Here is a 15,403-nt window from a genome sequence, read left to right as displayed (position 1 = left end):
TCGCTAGCCCTTGACCGCTCCGGCGGCGAGGCCGGACACGAAGTAGCGCTGCAGGAGGATGAAGATGAGGACGAGCGGCAGGGAGGTGATGAGGGACGCCGCCATGAGCGCCGGCCAGTCGGCGGTGCCCTCGCGGATGAACGCCTGGGTGAGACCGGCGGGCAGCGTCTGCTTGTCGGGGCCGGCGAGCGTGAGCGCGAAGAGCAGATCGCTCCACCCGCGCATGAAGGCGAACATGCCCGCGGTGATGAGGCCGGGGACCACGAGCGGGAACACGATGCGGAACATCGTTCCCGTGCGCGAGAGCCCGTCGACCTTGGCCGCCTCGAGGATGTCGTCGGGAAGGGCGTCGATGATGCCCTTCAGCAGGAACACCGCGAGCGGCAGCGTGAAGGTCGTGAACGAGATGATCAGCGCCGTGTAGGTGTACAGCAGACCGGCCGAGCTCAGCATCAGGTACAGCGAGATGAGCAGCAGTGCACCCGGGATCAGCTGGCCGATCAGGAACATGAACATGATGGCGTTGCGCCCGCGATAGCGGAACTTCGAAAGCGAGTAGGCCATCAGCCCGCCGACCAGGACCGCGAGCAGGGCGGTGCTGGTGGAGACGATGATGCTGTTGAGCAGGTTCTTCAGCAGCAGGTCGTTCTGGAAGAAGCCGATGAAGTTCTCGAACGTCGGGTCGACCGGGAAGAACGGACGGTCGAGGGAGAAGACGTCCTCCTTCTTCGTGAAGGCGGTGGCCGTGAGCCAGTACACCGGCAGCAGGCCGAACAGGGCCAGCAGGAGGAGCAGGACGCGCCCCGGGATGGACAGGTGGGGACGGATGATCGACTCCCCCACGTCGCGACTACGGCGCATCACTTCTCCAGCCGTCGGTTGAGGAACAGGTATCCGCTCGTGATGATCGCCAGCAGGACGAGCCACAGCGCGCCCATGGCGGAGGCCTTGCCGAGCTCGTAGCTGCCGAAGGCGAGGTCGTAGAGGCTGACCGCGAGCGTCGTGGTCGAGTTGCCGGGTCCGCCGCCGGTCATGACGAAGATGGTGTCGAAGTTGCCGAAGTTGTAGATGAACTCCAGCACCGCGACGAGGGTGACGGGCCCGGCGATGTGCGGCAGCGAGATGTGACGGAACCGCTGCGAGCGGGTCGCGCCGTCGATCGTGGCGGCCTCGATCTGCTCGCTCGGGAGGGTCTGCAGCACCGCGAGCGCGACGACCATGATCCACGGGAACGAGTGCCAGGTCTTGGCGATGACCACGGCGGCCATCGCTCCCGTGGGGGTGCCGAGCATGCTCACCTCAGGCAGGCCGAAGACCGAGAGCACATGGTTGACGACGCCGTAGCTGTCGTTGAAGATCCACGCCCAGAGGAAGGAGACCACGACACCCGGGAGCAGCCACGGCAGCATGAGGGCGCCGCGCAGGATGTTGCGTCCGCGCATGCGGGCGTTCAGCAGCAGTGCCAGCGCCACGCCGAGGACGAGGGGGAAGACCGTGGCGAGCGACGCGAACACGACGGTCGTGCCGAGCCGGGCGAAGAACTCCTCCCAGACGGCCGCATAGTTGTCGAAACCCACGAACGTGCGCTCGGGGCGCAGGAGCGATTGGTCGAAGAGGCTCGTGAAGATGCTCGACACGAGAGGGAAGATCGCGATCACGAGGAACAGCAGGACCGCGGGAAGTGCGATCATGAAACCGAAGGTGCGATCCTTCGCGCCCAGCGTGGAGCGTCGCCCGGAGCGTGGCTCGACGGCCTTCTGCTCGCTCTCTGCGGGCCGCTCGAGTATGGCTTGTTGCATTGCAGTCACTTTCCAGTAGAGACGACCCCGTGGGGCCCTGCGCGTCGTCGTCACAGTCGTCAACGTCGACGTGCGGCCAGTTAACCACAATGCGGATGCGAAATCCACAAGATGCATAAGACACCCACATTTGTGTTGCTTGAAGCTATTTCTCTGAATAGGATGACTGGCAGCGGCGATCGACCGCGGCGTCGCATCCGCGGCGGCAGCACTGAGGAGGAGTGACCATGGCATCGGAATCGGTGGGCGGCACCCAGACCGTCGAACGGGCGATGTCGTTGCTCGCATGCTTCACCGAGGAATCCGGTGAGCTGAGGGTCTCCGAGCTTTGCACTCTCACCGGCCTCGGCCAGTCCACCGTCTCGCGCATGATGTCGGCGCTCGATCGCATGAAGTTCGTGGTGCAGGACTCACGCACCGGGCTCTACCGCCTGGGCCCCGCGGCCGTGTCCCTGGGCACGATCGCCCTCAACGGCTCGCCCATCTTCCGCGCATCGCGGCAGATCGCACAGAACCTCGCTCGCAGGATCGAGATCGGTGTGAACGTGGCCGAGCTCAGCGGCTTCACATTCATGTACCTGTGCAACTTCGAGGGAGCACTCGCGCCCAAGTCGTTCGACATGGCGGGTCGTACGGGCCCGCTGCACGCCACCGGCATCGGCAAGGCGCTGCTCTCGGGCATGACGGACGCGCAGGTGGACGAGTACTTCGCGCAGGCGCCGCAGCGATTCACCCCGCACACCATCGTCGACCGTGACAGCATGCAGCTCGCGCTCGACGAGACGCGCAGTCGCGGCTACTCGACCGAGATCGAAGAGCTCGCCTTCGGACGTGCCTGCATCGCCGCCCCGATCCGCAACCGTGCCGGCGAAATCGTGGCCGGCATCTCGGCCAGCGGCCCCCTCTCGGTGCTCGACCTGCACGCCCCGCACCAGGAACTCGCGCTGCAGCTGATCGAGGCCGCCGACGAGATCTCCGTGGCTCTCGGCTACAGCCCGTCCCGCACCGCGTCGGCGTTCGCGGCGCTCTGACGCCCGGCCGCGAGGCGGCCCCCTGATCCGATCCTGATCCCTGACCGCGGCACCAGCCGCCGGCCGCTCGCCCCTCGATGTCTTTGGAGACCCCTGTGAGAATCACGCGCGTCCAGACCTTCCCCCTCTACCTGTCGAAAGAGGAGGCGAACAACTCCTACGCCGGCGACACCGCGGTCGACCACCGCGGCTACGTGATCCGTCCGCCTTGGCGGAGCCTGTACTCCCCCGGCTACGAGACCCTGCTCGTGAAGATCGAGACCGACGAAGGTCTGGTGGGCTGGGGCGAGGCACTGGCGCCGGTCGCCCCCGTCGTGGCGGGCGCGATCGTCGACAACCTGCTCACCCCGCTCATCATCGGCGAGGACCCGCGCTCGGTGCGCACGCTCTGGCACCGCATGACAGAGTCGATGCGCGAGCGCGGTCACCTCACCGGTCACCAGGCCGACGCCATGGCCGCCGTCGACATCGCACTGTGGGACCTCTGGGGTCACGCCACCGGCCTCTCGGTGTCCGAGCTCGCCGGCGGCCGCTTCCACGAGGTGCTGCCGACCTACGTCTCGGGGATCCGCGGCGTCGATGACGTCGAGCGCGCGGAGAAGGCGGCCGAGCTCGTCGAGGGCGGTGTACGCCGCATCAAGCTGCACCTCGGCGTCGACATCCGCACCGACCTCGCCACCTACGACGCGGTCCGCGGCGTCCACCCCGACCTCGACGTCGCGCTCGACGCGCACTGGACGTACCGGCTCGGCGAGGCGCGGGCACTCGGCCGGGAGCTCGACGACCGGAAGGCCTGGTTCTTCGAGGCACCGCTGGCTCCCGAAGACGTGGAGGGCCACCGTGACCTGGCGACCGCGCTCGCCACCCCGATCGCGGTCGGCGAGGCGATGCGCAGCCGCTTCGAATTCACTGACTGGCTCACCCGCCGCGCCGTCGGACTCACGCAGCCCGACATCGGTCGCACGGGCATCACCGAGGGCCTCGCGATCGCCGCGGTCGCCGACGCATTCCACGTGCAGGTCGCACCTCACCATTCGGCCGCCTTCGGCATCGCGATGGCTGCCGGCGTGCACGTCGCGGCGAGCGCCGCCTCGCTCCTCGCGTTCGAATACCAGCCGTTCACACTCCCGGTCGCCAACCGCCTGCTCACGACGCCGCTCGAGGTGCGCGCCGACGGTGGGTTCATCGTCCCGACGGGGCCGGGACTGGGCGTGACCGTCGACGAGGACGCGATCAAGGAGTACGTGCGGCACTGACGCGTTCCCCTCCTGCCGAAGACGAACGGGTGGGTGGAACCGGATTCCTTCCGGTCCCACCCACCCGTTCGTCGTCTGGGCGCGCGCCGGTCAGTCTCCGATGCGGACGAACTGCGCCGCACTGACCCGGTGGATGCTGGTGTTGCGCACCTCGAGCCGCACGGTCCCGGTCGCCCCCGCGCCGTAGCGGAACGAGCCCAGCGAGCGCCAGGCCGCCGCCCCCTGCGTCTGATCCACGATCACCTCGGAGCTGCCGTTCTGATGCTCGACGACGTAGGCCGCCGAGGTCGTGGTCGTGGGGTTCGTCGGGTACCAGACCGAGACGCGGTAGAGCCCCGCTTGCGGCAGATCGACGTTCCACGTCACGGTGCTGCCGACCGAGTCGGAATCGCTGTACCGCGTGCGGGTGCCGTTCCAGCCCGAGAGCCCGCTGGGGTACCAGTTTCCCGATTCCAGATAGCCCGGCCACGGCGACTGGGTATGGGCGATCACGCCCTCGTCGGCGACCCGCACGAGCACCCCTCGACGCAGCGTCTGATCCAGCCGCGCCTCGAATCGGGTCGACGATCCCGGTGCGACGCCGGCCCCTGCCGTCACCGTCCAGGTGTGGGTCAGATCGGACCTCGGCGGCACCGTGATCGTCGCGCTCTGCTGCCCGACGCTCCAGCCCGTGAGGCCGTAGAGCGCGAGGGTGCCCTGCAGCGGGGTGACCCCGGTGTTGATCACCAGAGCCGTCAGTGTGGCTACCGCGCCGGGGCCGCTGACGATCTCGACGTCCGAGGTGAGCGACACCAGCCGGCGCCGGTCGATCACCTCGATCGCGGCGGGGCGCAGCGTCACGGGCTCCTCGCCGGCGATCGTCAGCTTCGCCTTCACCTCGACCTCGCCGAGCGCTGCGGCGGCCGCGATGACGGCCGCGGATTCCACCCGCGCCGAGCCCTGCGCGGGAACGGAGATCGACGGGACCGCACCGTCGATCTGCCAGCCCGACGGCAGGGTCACCGCCACGGTGCCCGTGATCGGATCGTCGGTGGCGTTTCGCACCTCGATGATCAGCGGCACACGGTCGCCCGCGGTTCCCGTCGCCTGCGCGATGACGTCGCCCGCGAGGCCGGGGTTCGCTCCGCTGATCCGTGCGGGCAGTCGCAGCGTGACCTCGGGTGTGGTCGTGTCCCCGAAGGTGATCGTGTATCGGAACGTCTTGGTGAGGTCGTCGACGGGGATCGTCCATTCGAACGGGTATGCCTTCTGCGGCGCTTGCTGCACCGCCTGCGTGCCGATGCGGTACGACAGCGTGGCCTGCTGCTCGGTGTCGATCTGCACGTAGGCGTCGTACCCCTGCCCGTCGGGACGGACCAGGAGCATCCCGCGCGCGACCCCGTACTCGGTCGCCGGATCGGAGTCGACCTCGTGGAAGCTGTCGCGCCCGTGATCGACGATGTCGTCGAACGGCAGCCCCGGCCTCTGCACCGTGACGTTCCGCACCACCAGGGCCACCAACCCGCGAGCAGGCACCGTGACGGTGACGCGGCCGTTCTGGGCCGCCGTGGTCGAGCGGGCGCCGTTCGCGGCCACCACCTCGACCGTGGTCGACGAGTTGCGGGGTAGGCCGGTGAGATCGGTGGAGAGGTCGACGACCACCTGCTGCGCGGTGCCGGCGGAGTTCGTGAGGCTCACGTACAGGGCCTCGTTGCCGACGCCGCCGATCCAGTTGACCAGAGGGTTGTCGACCGCGATCAGCCCCTCGGGGAAGTACGGCCACACGCCGCCTTCGCCGAAGAACGTCCCCGGCGCGTGACCGTAGGCGAAGAACTTGAAATACGCGAAGTCCGCCTCGAACACGTGCGGGAACTCGATCGCGCCGGCACTGCGGTAGAAGCTCTCGCTGATCAGGTAGTCCATCGCGAGACCGAGCTGGGCGGGCGCGTGGTGGAAGTAGTACCCGGTGATCCCGACCGGCCCGCTGGTCGCGAAGTCGGGCTTCATGTGCGCGACCTGGAACTGCCGCCCGTAGTAGCCGGGATACGTCGTGAAGCGCCCGATCACCATGTTGTGCGCGATGTCGGCGATCAGCTCGTCACCGGTGTGATGCGCCAGGCGCAGCAGGGCTCCGGCCCAGCAGGGGTTGAACACGTACCCTCCGCCCGGGTTCGTCAACGTGCTGACGCCGAGCTTGAACGACGACAGCGCCTCGAACGTCAGCCCCGAGGTCGAGACGTACCAGGCGGGCACGGTCTCGCTCTGCACGCTCGTCGTCGGGTACGACGGGAGCGAGGAGCGCGACTCCCAGTCGTACTGCTGCGTGATCACGGAGCCGACCGGCACGGTGACGGTGGTGTCGGGCACCGGGCGGACCGCGGTCTGCGTGATGAAGCGCTGCACCTCGCGGTATGCCCCGTCCAGGAACTCCGTCTCCCCCGTCGCCTCGAACATCTCCAGCAGGTCGACCCAGTATTTCGAGAAGCTGTACGCGAAGCCGCCCGGCGGCTGTCCGTTGCTCCGATAGGGCGTGAGGATCTGCTCCTGCGAGTAGCGCCGCGCGATCAGCGTCGCCTCCGCGAGATAGGCCGGATCCCCCGTGACCCGGTACGTCGCCAGCGCGTTCGAGAACGGCGCCCTGCTCTGACCGACCACGCCGGCCTTGGTCGCCTGCACCGCGAGCCGCTGGATGCCCGCATTCCGGCCGTGCGTGAGCTGGTACAGCGACGCGAGGTTCACGGCATCGGTGGGGATCCGCCCGATCCGGTACTGGGTCTTGTCGTTGTAGACCGGGCTGCCGATCATCGGCGTGTGCCCGATGCCCTTGCGGGAGAGCTGATACTCCACGAGCGGCCGCGCGCGACGGTCGTACAGCGTGCTGTCGGCGGTTCCGGTCAGATAGTGCGCGGCGAGCACGACCCCGCTCGCCGCGGCGCGGACGGCATCCTCGTTCTCGACGTCGACGAAGCCTTTCGCGCGGTTCCACCAGCCCGAGTACGACGGGACGTAGTCGACCGAGTCGTCGCCGCTGGGCTCCACCGCGATCAGCGCTGTCATCGCGTGCACGGCATCCGTGAGCGATCGGTCGTAGACGTTGTGCCGATAGGCGCTCAGACCGTATTCGTTCCGGCACAGCTGCGCGTAGGTGCCGTACAGGGTGTCCGCACGAGCGGCGATGCCGAACGCGAATCCCCGCTGCTGTCCGACGGTCATGGCCGTGCGCAGGCCCGGCTGCGGCGAGTACATGGACGGCACGATGTCGAGGCTGTCGTTGCGCAGGCTCATCCCGTACGGTTGCCGGTCCGCCATGAGCTGACGTTCATGCACGAATTCGGCGACCTCAGACGGCAGGTACACCCCCGAGGTGACGGCGACGCCGCCGACGGAGTACTGCGTCAGCGCCATCGGCGCGAAGAGCTCCCAGGCACCCAGGGGCGCGGAGCCGTCGAGCACCGAGAGCGCATGCTGGTACGAACCGCACAGCACCTCGTCGAGGTCGTCGAGCGACCTCGTGTCCTGGCTCTGGTAGCCGACGATGTAGTCGCCGGCGGTCTTGGCCGTGAGCACGTGGTGAGCCTCGGGGTGAGCGCCCTCCAGCCTCCACCGCACGACCAGATCGACATCGTCGGTGCTCGTGGTCAGCTCGATGGCCTGCGGCCCGAGTACCTGGTAGGAGGTGAAACCGAGCCAGCTCGGGGCGAGCGGCCCGTACAGCTCCGGGGCGCTCCCCGTCGGCAGTGCCCCCTCCAGCACGAGCCACTGCTCATCGAACCGATGGGCGGGGTCGGTGATCGACAACCAGCCACCGTTGTGCTTGATCTCCAGGTCGCGCACGATGGTCGCCCCGCCGTCCCACGTCGCCTGGAGAAAAGTCATCCGGTGGTTCTGGCCGACCAGCTGGGCGACCTGCGAGAACGCCAGATTCGGCTTCTCCAGGCGGCGGAGCGCATCGGCATAGACCCCGCCCGGCGTGGTGAGCTCGGTGGCCGCAGCGGGTGCCGAGCCGGAGGACGAGCCGAGCACCGGAGGAAGCACACCGGCGATCACGAGCATTCGCAGCACGGAGCGTCGGCTCCACATCAGGGGATTGTCTTCGGCTCCATCGCCAGCTATTGAATCCATGATCCACATACTGCAATTCATATGCGATCATGTCAATGGAACGCGCCTCACCGATCCCCCCGCCGCCGCTTCCGCTCGACACCGGTAGCGTCGTCGAGGCAGACCACCCCGAAAGGACGCCCGCGGTGACCCAGACCCCTCGCGAGGAGATGACGGAGTACTCGCTGAGTGCGCTCCTCGCTCCCCCCGAATCACCGGCCGAACCCGAGGACTTCGACGCCTTCTGGCGGGGCACCTTCCAGGAGTTCGGTGCGGGAGTGGTGGCGTGGGAGCTCACTCGCGAGCACCCCCAGACCGCGACGCATCGCGTGATGGAGATCCGCTTCCGCTCCTCGGCCGATGAACACGCCACCGCCTTCGTGATGCGGCCCCATGCCGTCGCCGACGCGCGGCGCGGCCTCGTCGTCGGGCACGGCTACGGCGGTCGCACGGGACCCGACGTCGAGCGGGTGCCCGCCCATACCGCGGCGATCTTCCCCGTCGCCCCCGGGACACATGTCGGCACCGCCAGCCGCTTCCCCGCACCGCCAGACGAGCATGTCCTGGCCGGCATCGCCCATCGCGACACCTACTCGCATCGCTTCAGCGCAGCCGACATCTGGCGCGCAGCCACGATCCTCCTCGAGATCGCGCCCGCCGTGGCGGGATCGCTCGACTTCAGCGGCGGCAGCTTCGGCGGTGGCATCGGCGCCCTGGCCCTACCCTGGGACACCCGGTTCCGACGCGCGGTCCTCGACGTCCCGAGCTTCGGCAACCACGACGTGCGCCTCTCGCGGCGCTGCACGGGCAGCGGAGAGGCCGTTCGCCGGCACCTGCGCGACCATCCAGAGGTTCGCTCCGTCCTCGACTACTTCGACGCGGCGATCGCGGCACGGCGCCTGCGCATGCCCGTGCACGTCAGCGCGGCGGTGCTCGATCCCGCCGTCGACCCGCGCGGACAGTTCGCGGTGTATCACGCACTGCCGGGCCCGAAGCGCCTCGGCGTGCGAGCCTGCGGTCATCTCGACGGACCTATCGGCGAGCTGTCCGACCGCCTCGCCCTGCAGGACGGCTTGGACTTCCTCGCGCTCCCCGACGAGCGCGTGATCTGAACGCTCCTGCGGATCTCCCAGACAACGCATAGCGTTCTCCATAGAAATCGCATAGGAGATTCCGCAGAATAGGCACATGACCAGCGACCTGCCCGAACTGCGCCGCCCCGACGGCTCCCCCCTGCGCATCCTCGCCGTCGACGACGAGCAGATGCTGACCGACCTGCTCGCGATGGCACTGCGCATGGAGGGCTGGGAGGTGCGGACCGCTTCGTCCGGCATGGAGGCGCTCCAGGTGGCGCGCGAGTTCGAACCCGATGCGCTCGTGCTCGACATCATGATGCCCGACCTCGACGGGATGTCCGTGCTCAAGCGTCTGCGGGAGTCCGGCAACCTCGTCCCCGTGCTGTTCCTCACCGCGAAGGACGCCGTGGGCGATCGCGTCGCCGGTCTCACCGCCGGAGGCGACGACTACGTCACGAAGCCGTTCAGCCTGGAGGAGGTGATCGCACGACTGCGGGCGATCATCCGCCGCACCGGCCACGCCACCGCCGACGACGGACAGTCGATCCTGCGCGTCGCCGACCTCACCCTCAACGAGGACAGCCACGAGGTCGTGCGAGACGGCACCGAGATCGAGCTCACCGCGACCGAGTTCGAGCTGCTGCGCTACCTGATGCGCAACGAGCGCCGGGTGCTGTCGAAGGCGCAGATCCTCGACCGGGTGTGGAGCTACGACTTCGGCGGCAAGTCGTCGGTCGTCGAGCTGTACATCTCGTACCTGCGCAAGAAGATCGATGCCGGGCGCACGCCGCTGCTGCACACCGTGCGCGGCGTCGGCTACATGATCAAGGCCCCGCAGTGAGCTCAGCGACGATGATGAGAAGGCCGATGAGCCTGCAGACACGGCTGATGACCGCCGTGATCGGGTTCGTGTCGCTGATCCTCATCATCGTCGCCGTCATCACCAGCGCGACGCTGGGAAAGACGATGGAAGATCAGCTCGACCAGAAGCTGAGCGAATACGCCCACCAGCTGGTTCGCATCTCCCAGGCTGTCGCTCCATCGTCGGCGACCGCGCAGAACGTGCTCGCGAGCAGCCCCGCACCTCCGGTCGGAGTTCTCTTCGTCGTCTCCAGTCCCGTCACAGGGTTCTCCGGAGTGGTCGCGAAGAGTGAGGACGGCGACGAATTCGCCGGAACGCTCGATCCGCTGACCGGCGCCCAGCTCGCCGAGATCGCGGTGTCGCTGAAGGATACCCGGGTCGCGACCGTCACCCTCACCGACCTCGGCTCCTACCGCGTCATGGCGCTGCCGACGAGCAACGGCCTGATCGTGGTGACCGGTCTCCCCCGCGACGATATCCAGAACCAGCTCACGCAGCTGCTGACCGTGATCGCGCTCGCGACGATCGGTGGTCTGATCCTCCTGGCGCTGACCACCGCGATCACCATCAGGGTGGGTCTGCGTCCCCTCCGCGCCGTCGCGCTGACCGCGACCAGGGTCGCGAATCAGCAGCTCGACCGCGGTGAGGTGACCATCACCGAGCGCGTTCCCGCTTCCGAAGCCGATCCCCGTACCGAGACCGGACTCGTCGGAGCCTCACTGAACAAGCTCCTCGACCACGTGAACACCTCGCTCGCGTCCCGGCAGAAGAACGAGGAGCGGATGCGGCGCTTCGTCGCCGACGCCAGCCACGAGCTGCGCACCCCGCTCGCGTCCATCCGCGGGTACTCGGAGCTGTCGCTGCGCGCCCTGCGTCAGTCGGACCCGCAGGCGGAGCACCCCGAGGTCATCGAGAGCACGACGTCGTCGCTGGAGCGCATCCAGGCCCAGTCGCTGCGGATGACCCGGCTCGTCGAGGACCTGCTGCTGCTGGCCCGTCTCGACGAGGGCAGGGAACTGGTCTACGGAACCGTCGACCTGACCCAGCTGGCCCTCGAGGGCCTCTCGGACGCGCGGCCGACCGCGGTCGACCACCACTGGAACATCGACGTGCCCGACGAACCCGTGACGATCGTGGGAGATGCCGGGCGCATGCATCAGGTCGTGGCGAACCTGCTTGCGAACGCCCGCACCCACACGCCCGCCGGGACGACCATCACCCTCAGCGTCGCGCAGGAGGGCGACGAGGCGGTGCTGCGCGTGCACGACGACGGTCCAGGGATCGACCCCGCCATCCGCGACGAGCTCTTCGCCCGCTTCGCCCGCGGTGACAGCTCGCGGGCCCGGCAGACCGGCGGCACGGGCCTCGGACTCGCGATCGCGAAGGCCATCGTCGAGGGCCACCACGGCCTCATCACCGTGACCAGCGAGCCCGGCGACACGACCTTCACCGTCCGCATCCCCATGAACCCGGCGACGACCGGCGACGCCCCCGCGGAGGCGTGAGAACCCCGCACAGTCGCGCGGGGCCTCGCGCCCTCGTTCCTCGCTCCCCACACCCCCACACCCGCACACCCCGCGCTCCCCGCTCCCCGGCACACCCGCACTCCCTGCACACCTGTCGGGAGATTGCTCGTGGACCGGCGTGTGGGGGCTGTTTCCTCCCGACATCCGGACGATCTCCCGACAAGCGCACGCGTCGAGGTCGAGGGGAGGGACGGGCCGGGACCAGCGCCCACGTCAGCCGCGCTCGCGCAAACGCACGACGGCGGCGATCACGGCAGCCTCGACGGTGGGCCAGGCATGCACGATCTGTGCATAGTCGAATCGCAGCGTCTCGTACCCCAGCGCCGACGCCGCGGCATCCCTCACCAGATCCCGGTGGCGGTGCGCAGAGCCCGCGTGGTTGCCCTTGCCGTCGGCCTCGAGGATGAGCCTGTCGTCGACCACGAAGTCGACCCTCCCCACGGTCGGGATCGTCACCTGGCAATCCAGCCTGATCCCGTGCACATGCAGCCGCAGCCGCAGCAGCGACTCGAGCCCGCTGTCGGCATCCGATCTGGCCAGATCGACGAGCCAGTGCGCCCGAGCCGGCAGTCGACTCCGGATTCGTCGGCGTGCGGCCTCGGAGATCAGCCGCTGCGTGAGCGACGACTCGAGCGCGGCGAAGAACGCCTCGTCACCACCGCAACGGTAAACATGGACGAGCACCTCTTCGAGCGGTGCGAGTCCGACGCCCGCGCGACCCGCGTCGTAGTGCCCCACGCATTCGCACTCGTCGTGGTGAGCACGACCTCGCCCGCCGAGCCACACGTGAACGGGACCTTCGTCGTAGAGACACCATACGCCGTGCAGTCGCAGCGCATGTGCACAGGTGAGCGCACCGCCGTGTCGTGCGGCTTCCACGAGGTGCACATTCGCCTCCGGCACGGCGAACACCCCAGGTCTCACGCGCTGAAGCGCGCCGACACGCACCTCTTCCGCGCGCATCCGACGAGTGATCCCATACTTCTGGAGCAGGGTGCCCCGGACGACTCCGCCGTGTCGGGCGGTCACGAAAGCGGCACTGAGCATCCGTCGATCCTGCACCTCCCGTGCTCGTGGCGGGGGCCGAGCATCCGGATATACGGGCAGATTCGATTCACGCATCGACTGTGCAGGAACAGAGGTGCCGTCCACCCGTCGGGAGTCCGGGCGGATGTCGGACGAATCGCCGTCGGATCACCCGACATTCGCCCGAGCTCCCGACAGGTGGACGAGGAAGGACGCGAGAGCACGGGGGCACCGTGCACACGGGGGTGAGGGGTCGCGCCCGCGACCCGGATCAGTATCCGGCGAAGGCGTCGGTCGTGAGGTTGCGCGCCTTCTGCAGGGCGGGGGCGAGGTCGGCGATGAGCCGCGGGGGGCCGGAGATGAAGGCGTGGCGCGAGGCCAGGTCGGCGACGGTGCGCTCGAGGGTCTCCGCATCCAGACGCGCGCCCTGCGCCCACGACCAGTGCGCCGGGAGGTCGGCGGGCTCGTCACGGGTGAACACGACGGTGCGCACGCCGGTCGCTGCCAGCTCCTCGCGGAAGGCGAGCTCGGAGGCGTCGGAGGCGACGTACACGAGCACCACGTCGCGCTGCTGCCCGGTCGCCTGCAGCTGACGCAATTGCGACACGAAGGGCGTCACCCCGATGCCGGCGGCGACCATGAGCACCGGCTGCTCACCGCGGGGCAGGATGAAGTCGCCCCAGGTTCCGGTCACCGCGAAGGTCGCACCGGGCTCGGCCGCGGCGAGAGCACGCTTGTAGCTCGAGGGATGCTTCTGGTCGCCGTTCTTGTAGGCGATGCGCAGCGTCGGCAGATCGGCCGGCGCCGACACGATGCTGAACTCCCGACGGGTCCCTCGGGCATCGGGTCGGTGATGCGGAACGTCGAGCTCGAGGTACTGCCCCGGCAGGAAACGCACCCGGCCCTTGGCGCGGAACGTCAGCTCCTGGGCGGTCGGGGTCACGAACTCGCGCCGTTCGAGCACCAGCCGCACCGAACCGCGCAGGGCGAAGGCGAACGCCACCAGGTTGCCGATCAGCAGTGCGCGCTCCTGACCGAGCGTGAAGAGACCGGCCACCGAGATCGGCCACCCCGCGAGCAGCCCGACGACGGCAGCCACCACGAGCTGCTGCCGGCGGCGCGGCGGAAGGGTGAGCGGCTCCGACAGCATGAACGCTCCGAGGAACAGGAACGGCGACTGCACCAGCGCGAACTGCAGAGCCGTCGCGACGTCGAAGGCGATGTCGAACTCCACGGCTTGCACGGCCTGCCGCACGACCGATGTGGCCACGGCGACGGCGAGGAACACCAGGATCACTCGGATCTTCTCGGTGCGCCACAGCACCGCGAGGCCCAGCACGGCCACGGGAATCGTGAGCACCGGCGTGCCGACCCACCACGACGACGACGTGCCCAGCCACTCGAAGGCACCGAACGCTCCGAGGATCGAGACCACGGCGGCGCCGAACGCGGCAGGGTTGAAGATGTGACGCCCGCGCCAGGCGATCAGGTACTTCGAGACGCTCGCGACCGCACCGGCGAGCGCGAGACCGAGCAGCGCGCCGGCTTCGACGCCCGGTCGGAGCACGAACAGCAGGATGAGCGCCGTCACCAGCGACGACTCGATGCGCCAGGGCAGTCGGAGCAGGCGCTGCGCCGCGGCGTCGACGGCGGAGATGACGACCGCGAGCACGAGGAACGACGCCACGAGCTCGAGCGGGGTAGGCGAGACGATCACGCCGAACAGCGAGAGCACGAAGGCGATGACCGCGAGAGCGACGAGCGCGAACAGCACGAGGCGGTACATCGACAGCGAGCCCAGCACCGCGAGGACCCGCTGACGTGCGGCGGCGAATGAGGTGATCACGTTTCCACTCTTCCCGAGTTCTGGGCTGCCGGGGACGACTCCCCCGCGGCGAGGAACAGTTCGGCCGGGCACCCGGGCGAACGCTGCACGCGTCCGTCGGTACTCATCCGCGCCCACTCGACGCCCCAGGCGGCCGCGATCTCGTCGCCGCCGTCGAAGAAGAGCGCCGTCGCCACCGCATCGGCCGTCATCGCCTCCGGTGCCCACGCCCAGGTCGCGGCCCAGGTGCGCACCGGGAGTCCGGTACGGGCGTCGAGCACGTGATGCAGCCCGCTCCCCCACGCTCGTCGGTTGATCGCCGAGGCGCACAGCGCCTGATCCTGCACCTCGACGACCCCGATCGCCTTCGTCGGGTCGAACGGATGCTCCAGGCCGATGCGCACACCGGACCCGCGGACGCGGATGTCGCCGCCGGCGTCGACCACGAGATCTCCGGGCACGCCCGCCAAGACCGCCGTCACGAGGTCGACGAGGCGTCCTTTGCCGAGCGCGCCGACATCGAGCAGGGCCGGGGTGGATGCGGTGACCCCGGTGTCGGTCCAGGACAGACGCTGCTCCCAGGTATCGGGAGCGCGCACCGGATCTCCCGCGGTCAGAGAGTAGCCCGCGTCATATCCGAGCGCGTCGAGGCTGTCGGCGACGAGCGGGTTGACGGCTCCTCCGGTCGCGGCGGAGAGCTCGCGATATGCGTCGAGCATGGGCCCGGCATCGGAGGAAGCCAGAGCGCCGCCCTCCCGACCGAGGCGCACGACGTCCGAGTCCGTGCGGAACCGGGACCACTCGCGGTCGAAGCGCTGGATCTCCGCTGAGACCGCTGCCGTCACGGATTCCGGAAGGGCATCCGTCGTCTCGATCTCCCAGTGCGTTCCGATGGCCTCGAAGCGCCAACTCGCCATGGGAA

11 protein-coding genes are annotated in these 15,403 nt (G+C 68.8%); 5 read left to right on the top strand and 6 right to left on the bottom strand.

Annotated elements, in window-relative coordinates; genetic code table 11:
• Positions 1 to 3: 3 nt before the first annotated feature.
• Both ACP699_RS16880 and ACP699_RS16875 read right to left on the bottom strand, forming a co-directional pair.
• The gene (locus ACP699_RS16880; protein WP_426172417.1) at positions 4 to 861 is read right to left on the bottom strand and encodes a carbohydrate ABC transporter permease; all 858 of its coding nucleotides are present in this window, start codon (positions 859 to 861) and stop codon (positions 4 to 6) included.
• Entirely contained in the window at positions 861 to 1,799 is a 939-nt protein-coding gene (locus ACP699_RS16875; RefSeq protein WP_055870790.1) for a carbohydrate ABC transporter permease, read from the bottom strand. The genes ACP699_RS16880 and ACP699_RS16875 overlap by 1 nt, the downstream gene beginning before the upstream one ends.
• 227 nt (positions 1,800 to 2,026) lie before the next feature.
• Between ACP699_RS16875 and ACP699_RS16870 the strand changes: the two genes are divergently transcribed.
• Both ACP699_RS16870 and ACP699_RS16865 read left to right on the top strand, forming a co-directional pair.
• On the top strand, positions 2,027 to 2,830 hold the full coding sequence (locus tag ACP699_RS16870; RefSeq protein ID WP_055870787.1) for an IclR family transcriptional regulator: 804 nt from the start codon (positions 2,027 to 2,029) through the stop codon (positions 2,828 to 2,830).
• A 95-nt stretch (positions 2,831 to 2,925) separates the two neighbouring features.
• A complete protein-coding gene (locus tag ACP699_RS16865) occupies positions 2,926 to 4,086 on the top strand; it encodes a mandelate racemase/muconate lactonizing enzyme family protein (RefSeq protein WP_426172414.1) in 1,161 nt (386 codons plus the stop codon).
• A gap of 90 nt (positions 4,087 to 4,176) precedes the next feature.
• On the opposite strand, the gene ACP699_RS16860 is transcribed toward ACP699_RS16865, so the two are convergent.
• Entirely contained in the window at positions 4,177 to 8,145 is a 3,969-nt protein-coding gene (locus ACP699_RS16860) for a hypothetical protein (RefSeq protein WP_426172412.1), read from the bottom strand.
• Positions 8,146 to 8,312: 167 nt separating this feature from the next.
• Between ACP699_RS16860 and ACP699_RS16855 the strand changes: the two genes are divergently transcribed.
• The 3 genes from ACP699_RS16855 to ACP699_RS16845 all read left to right on the top strand — a co-directional run bounded on the left by ACP699_RS16855 (position 8,313) and on the right by ACP699_RS16845 (position 11,609).
• Positions 8,313 to 9,278 (top strand): acetylxylan esterase, encoded by a 966-nt coding sequence (locus ACP699_RS16855; RefSeq protein ID WP_426172410.1) that lies wholly within the window; start codon positions 8,313 to 8,315, stop codon positions 9,276 to 9,278.
• A 76-nt stretch (positions 9,279 to 9,354) separates the two neighbouring features.
• Positions 9,355 to 10,083 carry a response regulator transcription factor gene (locus ACP699_RS16850; protein WP_017828429.1) on the top strand — a complete coding sequence of 243 codons (729 nt, stop codon included), beginning with the start codon at positions 9,355 to 9,357 and terminating at the stop codon, positions 10,081 to 10,083.
• A gap of 26 nt (positions 10,084 to 10,109) precedes the next feature.
• Complete coding sequence (locus ACP699_RS16845; RefSeq protein WP_426172407.1) at positions 10,110 to 11,609, top strand: sensor histidine kinase; 1,500 nt, start codon at positions 10,110 to 10,112, stop codon at positions 11,607 to 11,609.
• A gap of 234 nt (positions 11,610 to 11,843) precedes the next feature.
• On the opposite strand, the gene ACP699_RS16840 is transcribed toward ACP699_RS16845, so the two are convergent.
• From ACP699_RS16840 to ACP699_RS16830, 3 genes are all read right to left on the bottom strand, one after another.
• A complete protein-coding gene (locus tag ACP699_RS16840) occupies positions 11,844 to 12,677 on the bottom strand; it encodes an endonuclease domain-containing protein (RefSeq protein ID WP_426172405.1) in 834 nt (277 codons plus the stop codon).
• Between the two features lie 250 nt (positions 12,678 to 12,927).
• A complete protein-coding gene (locus ACP699_RS16835) occupies positions 12,928 to 14,502 on the bottom strand; it encodes an FAD-dependent oxidoreductase (RefSeq protein WP_426172403.1) in 1,575 nt (524 codons plus the stop codon).
• Positions 14,499 to 15,398 carry an FAD:protein FMN transferase gene (locus ACP699_RS16830; RefSeq protein WP_426172401.1) on the bottom strand — a complete coding sequence of 300 codons (900 nt, stop codon included), beginning with the start codon at positions 15,396 to 15,398 and terminating at the stop codon, positions 14,499 to 14,501. The genes ACP699_RS16835 and ACP699_RS16830 overlap by 4 nt, the downstream gene beginning before the upstream one ends.
• Between the last annotated feature and the right edge of the window lie 5 nt (positions 15,399 to 15,403).

It is taken from the genome of Microbacterium sp. DWRC1-3, from assembly GCF_049896645.1.
In the GTDB taxonomy this organism is placed as follows: Bacteria; Actinomycetota; Actinomycetes; order Actinomycetales; family Microbacteriaceae; genus Microbacterium; species Microbacterium maritypicum.
Note: the sequence above shows the minus strand (reverse complement) of the source record. Positions and strands in the feature narration are given on the sequence as shown.

Excerpts from the sequence above, each read along its gene's own strand:
- ACP699_RS16870 (WP_055870787.1), top strand. The coding sequence starts at position 2,027 with ATGGCATCGGAATCGGTGGGCGGCACCCAGACCGTCGAACGGGCGATG.
- ACP699_RS16875 (WP_055870790.1), bottom strand. The coding sequence starts at position 1,799 with ATGCAACAAGCCATACTCGAGCGGCCCGCAGAGAGCGAGCAGAAGGCC.
- ACP699_RS16860 (WP_426172412.1), bottom strand. The coding sequence starts at position 8,145 with ATGTGGAGCCGACGCTCCGTGCTGCGAATGCTCGTGATCGCCGGTGTG.
- ACP699_RS16880 (WP_426172417.1), bottom strand. The coding sequence starts at position 861 with ATGCGCCGTAGTCGCGACGTGGGGGAGTCGATCATCCGTCCCCACCTG.
- ACP699_RS16845 (WP_426172407.1), top strand. The coding sequence starts at position 10,110 with ATGAGCCTGCAGACACGGCTGATGACCGCCGTGATCGGGTTCGTGTCG.
- ACP699_RS16850 (WP_017828429.1), top strand. The coding sequence starts at position 9,355 with ATGACCAGCGACCTGCCCGAACTGCGCCGCCCCGACGGCTCCCCCCTG.
- ACP699_RS16830 (WP_426172401.1), bottom strand. The coding sequence starts at position 15,398 with ATGGCGAGTTGGCGCTTCGAGGCCATCGGAACGCACTGGGAGATCGAG.
- ACP699_RS16840 (WP_426172405.1), bottom strand. The coding sequence starts at position 12,677 with ATGCTCAGTGCCGCTTTCGTGACCGCCCGACACGGCGGAGTCGTCCGG.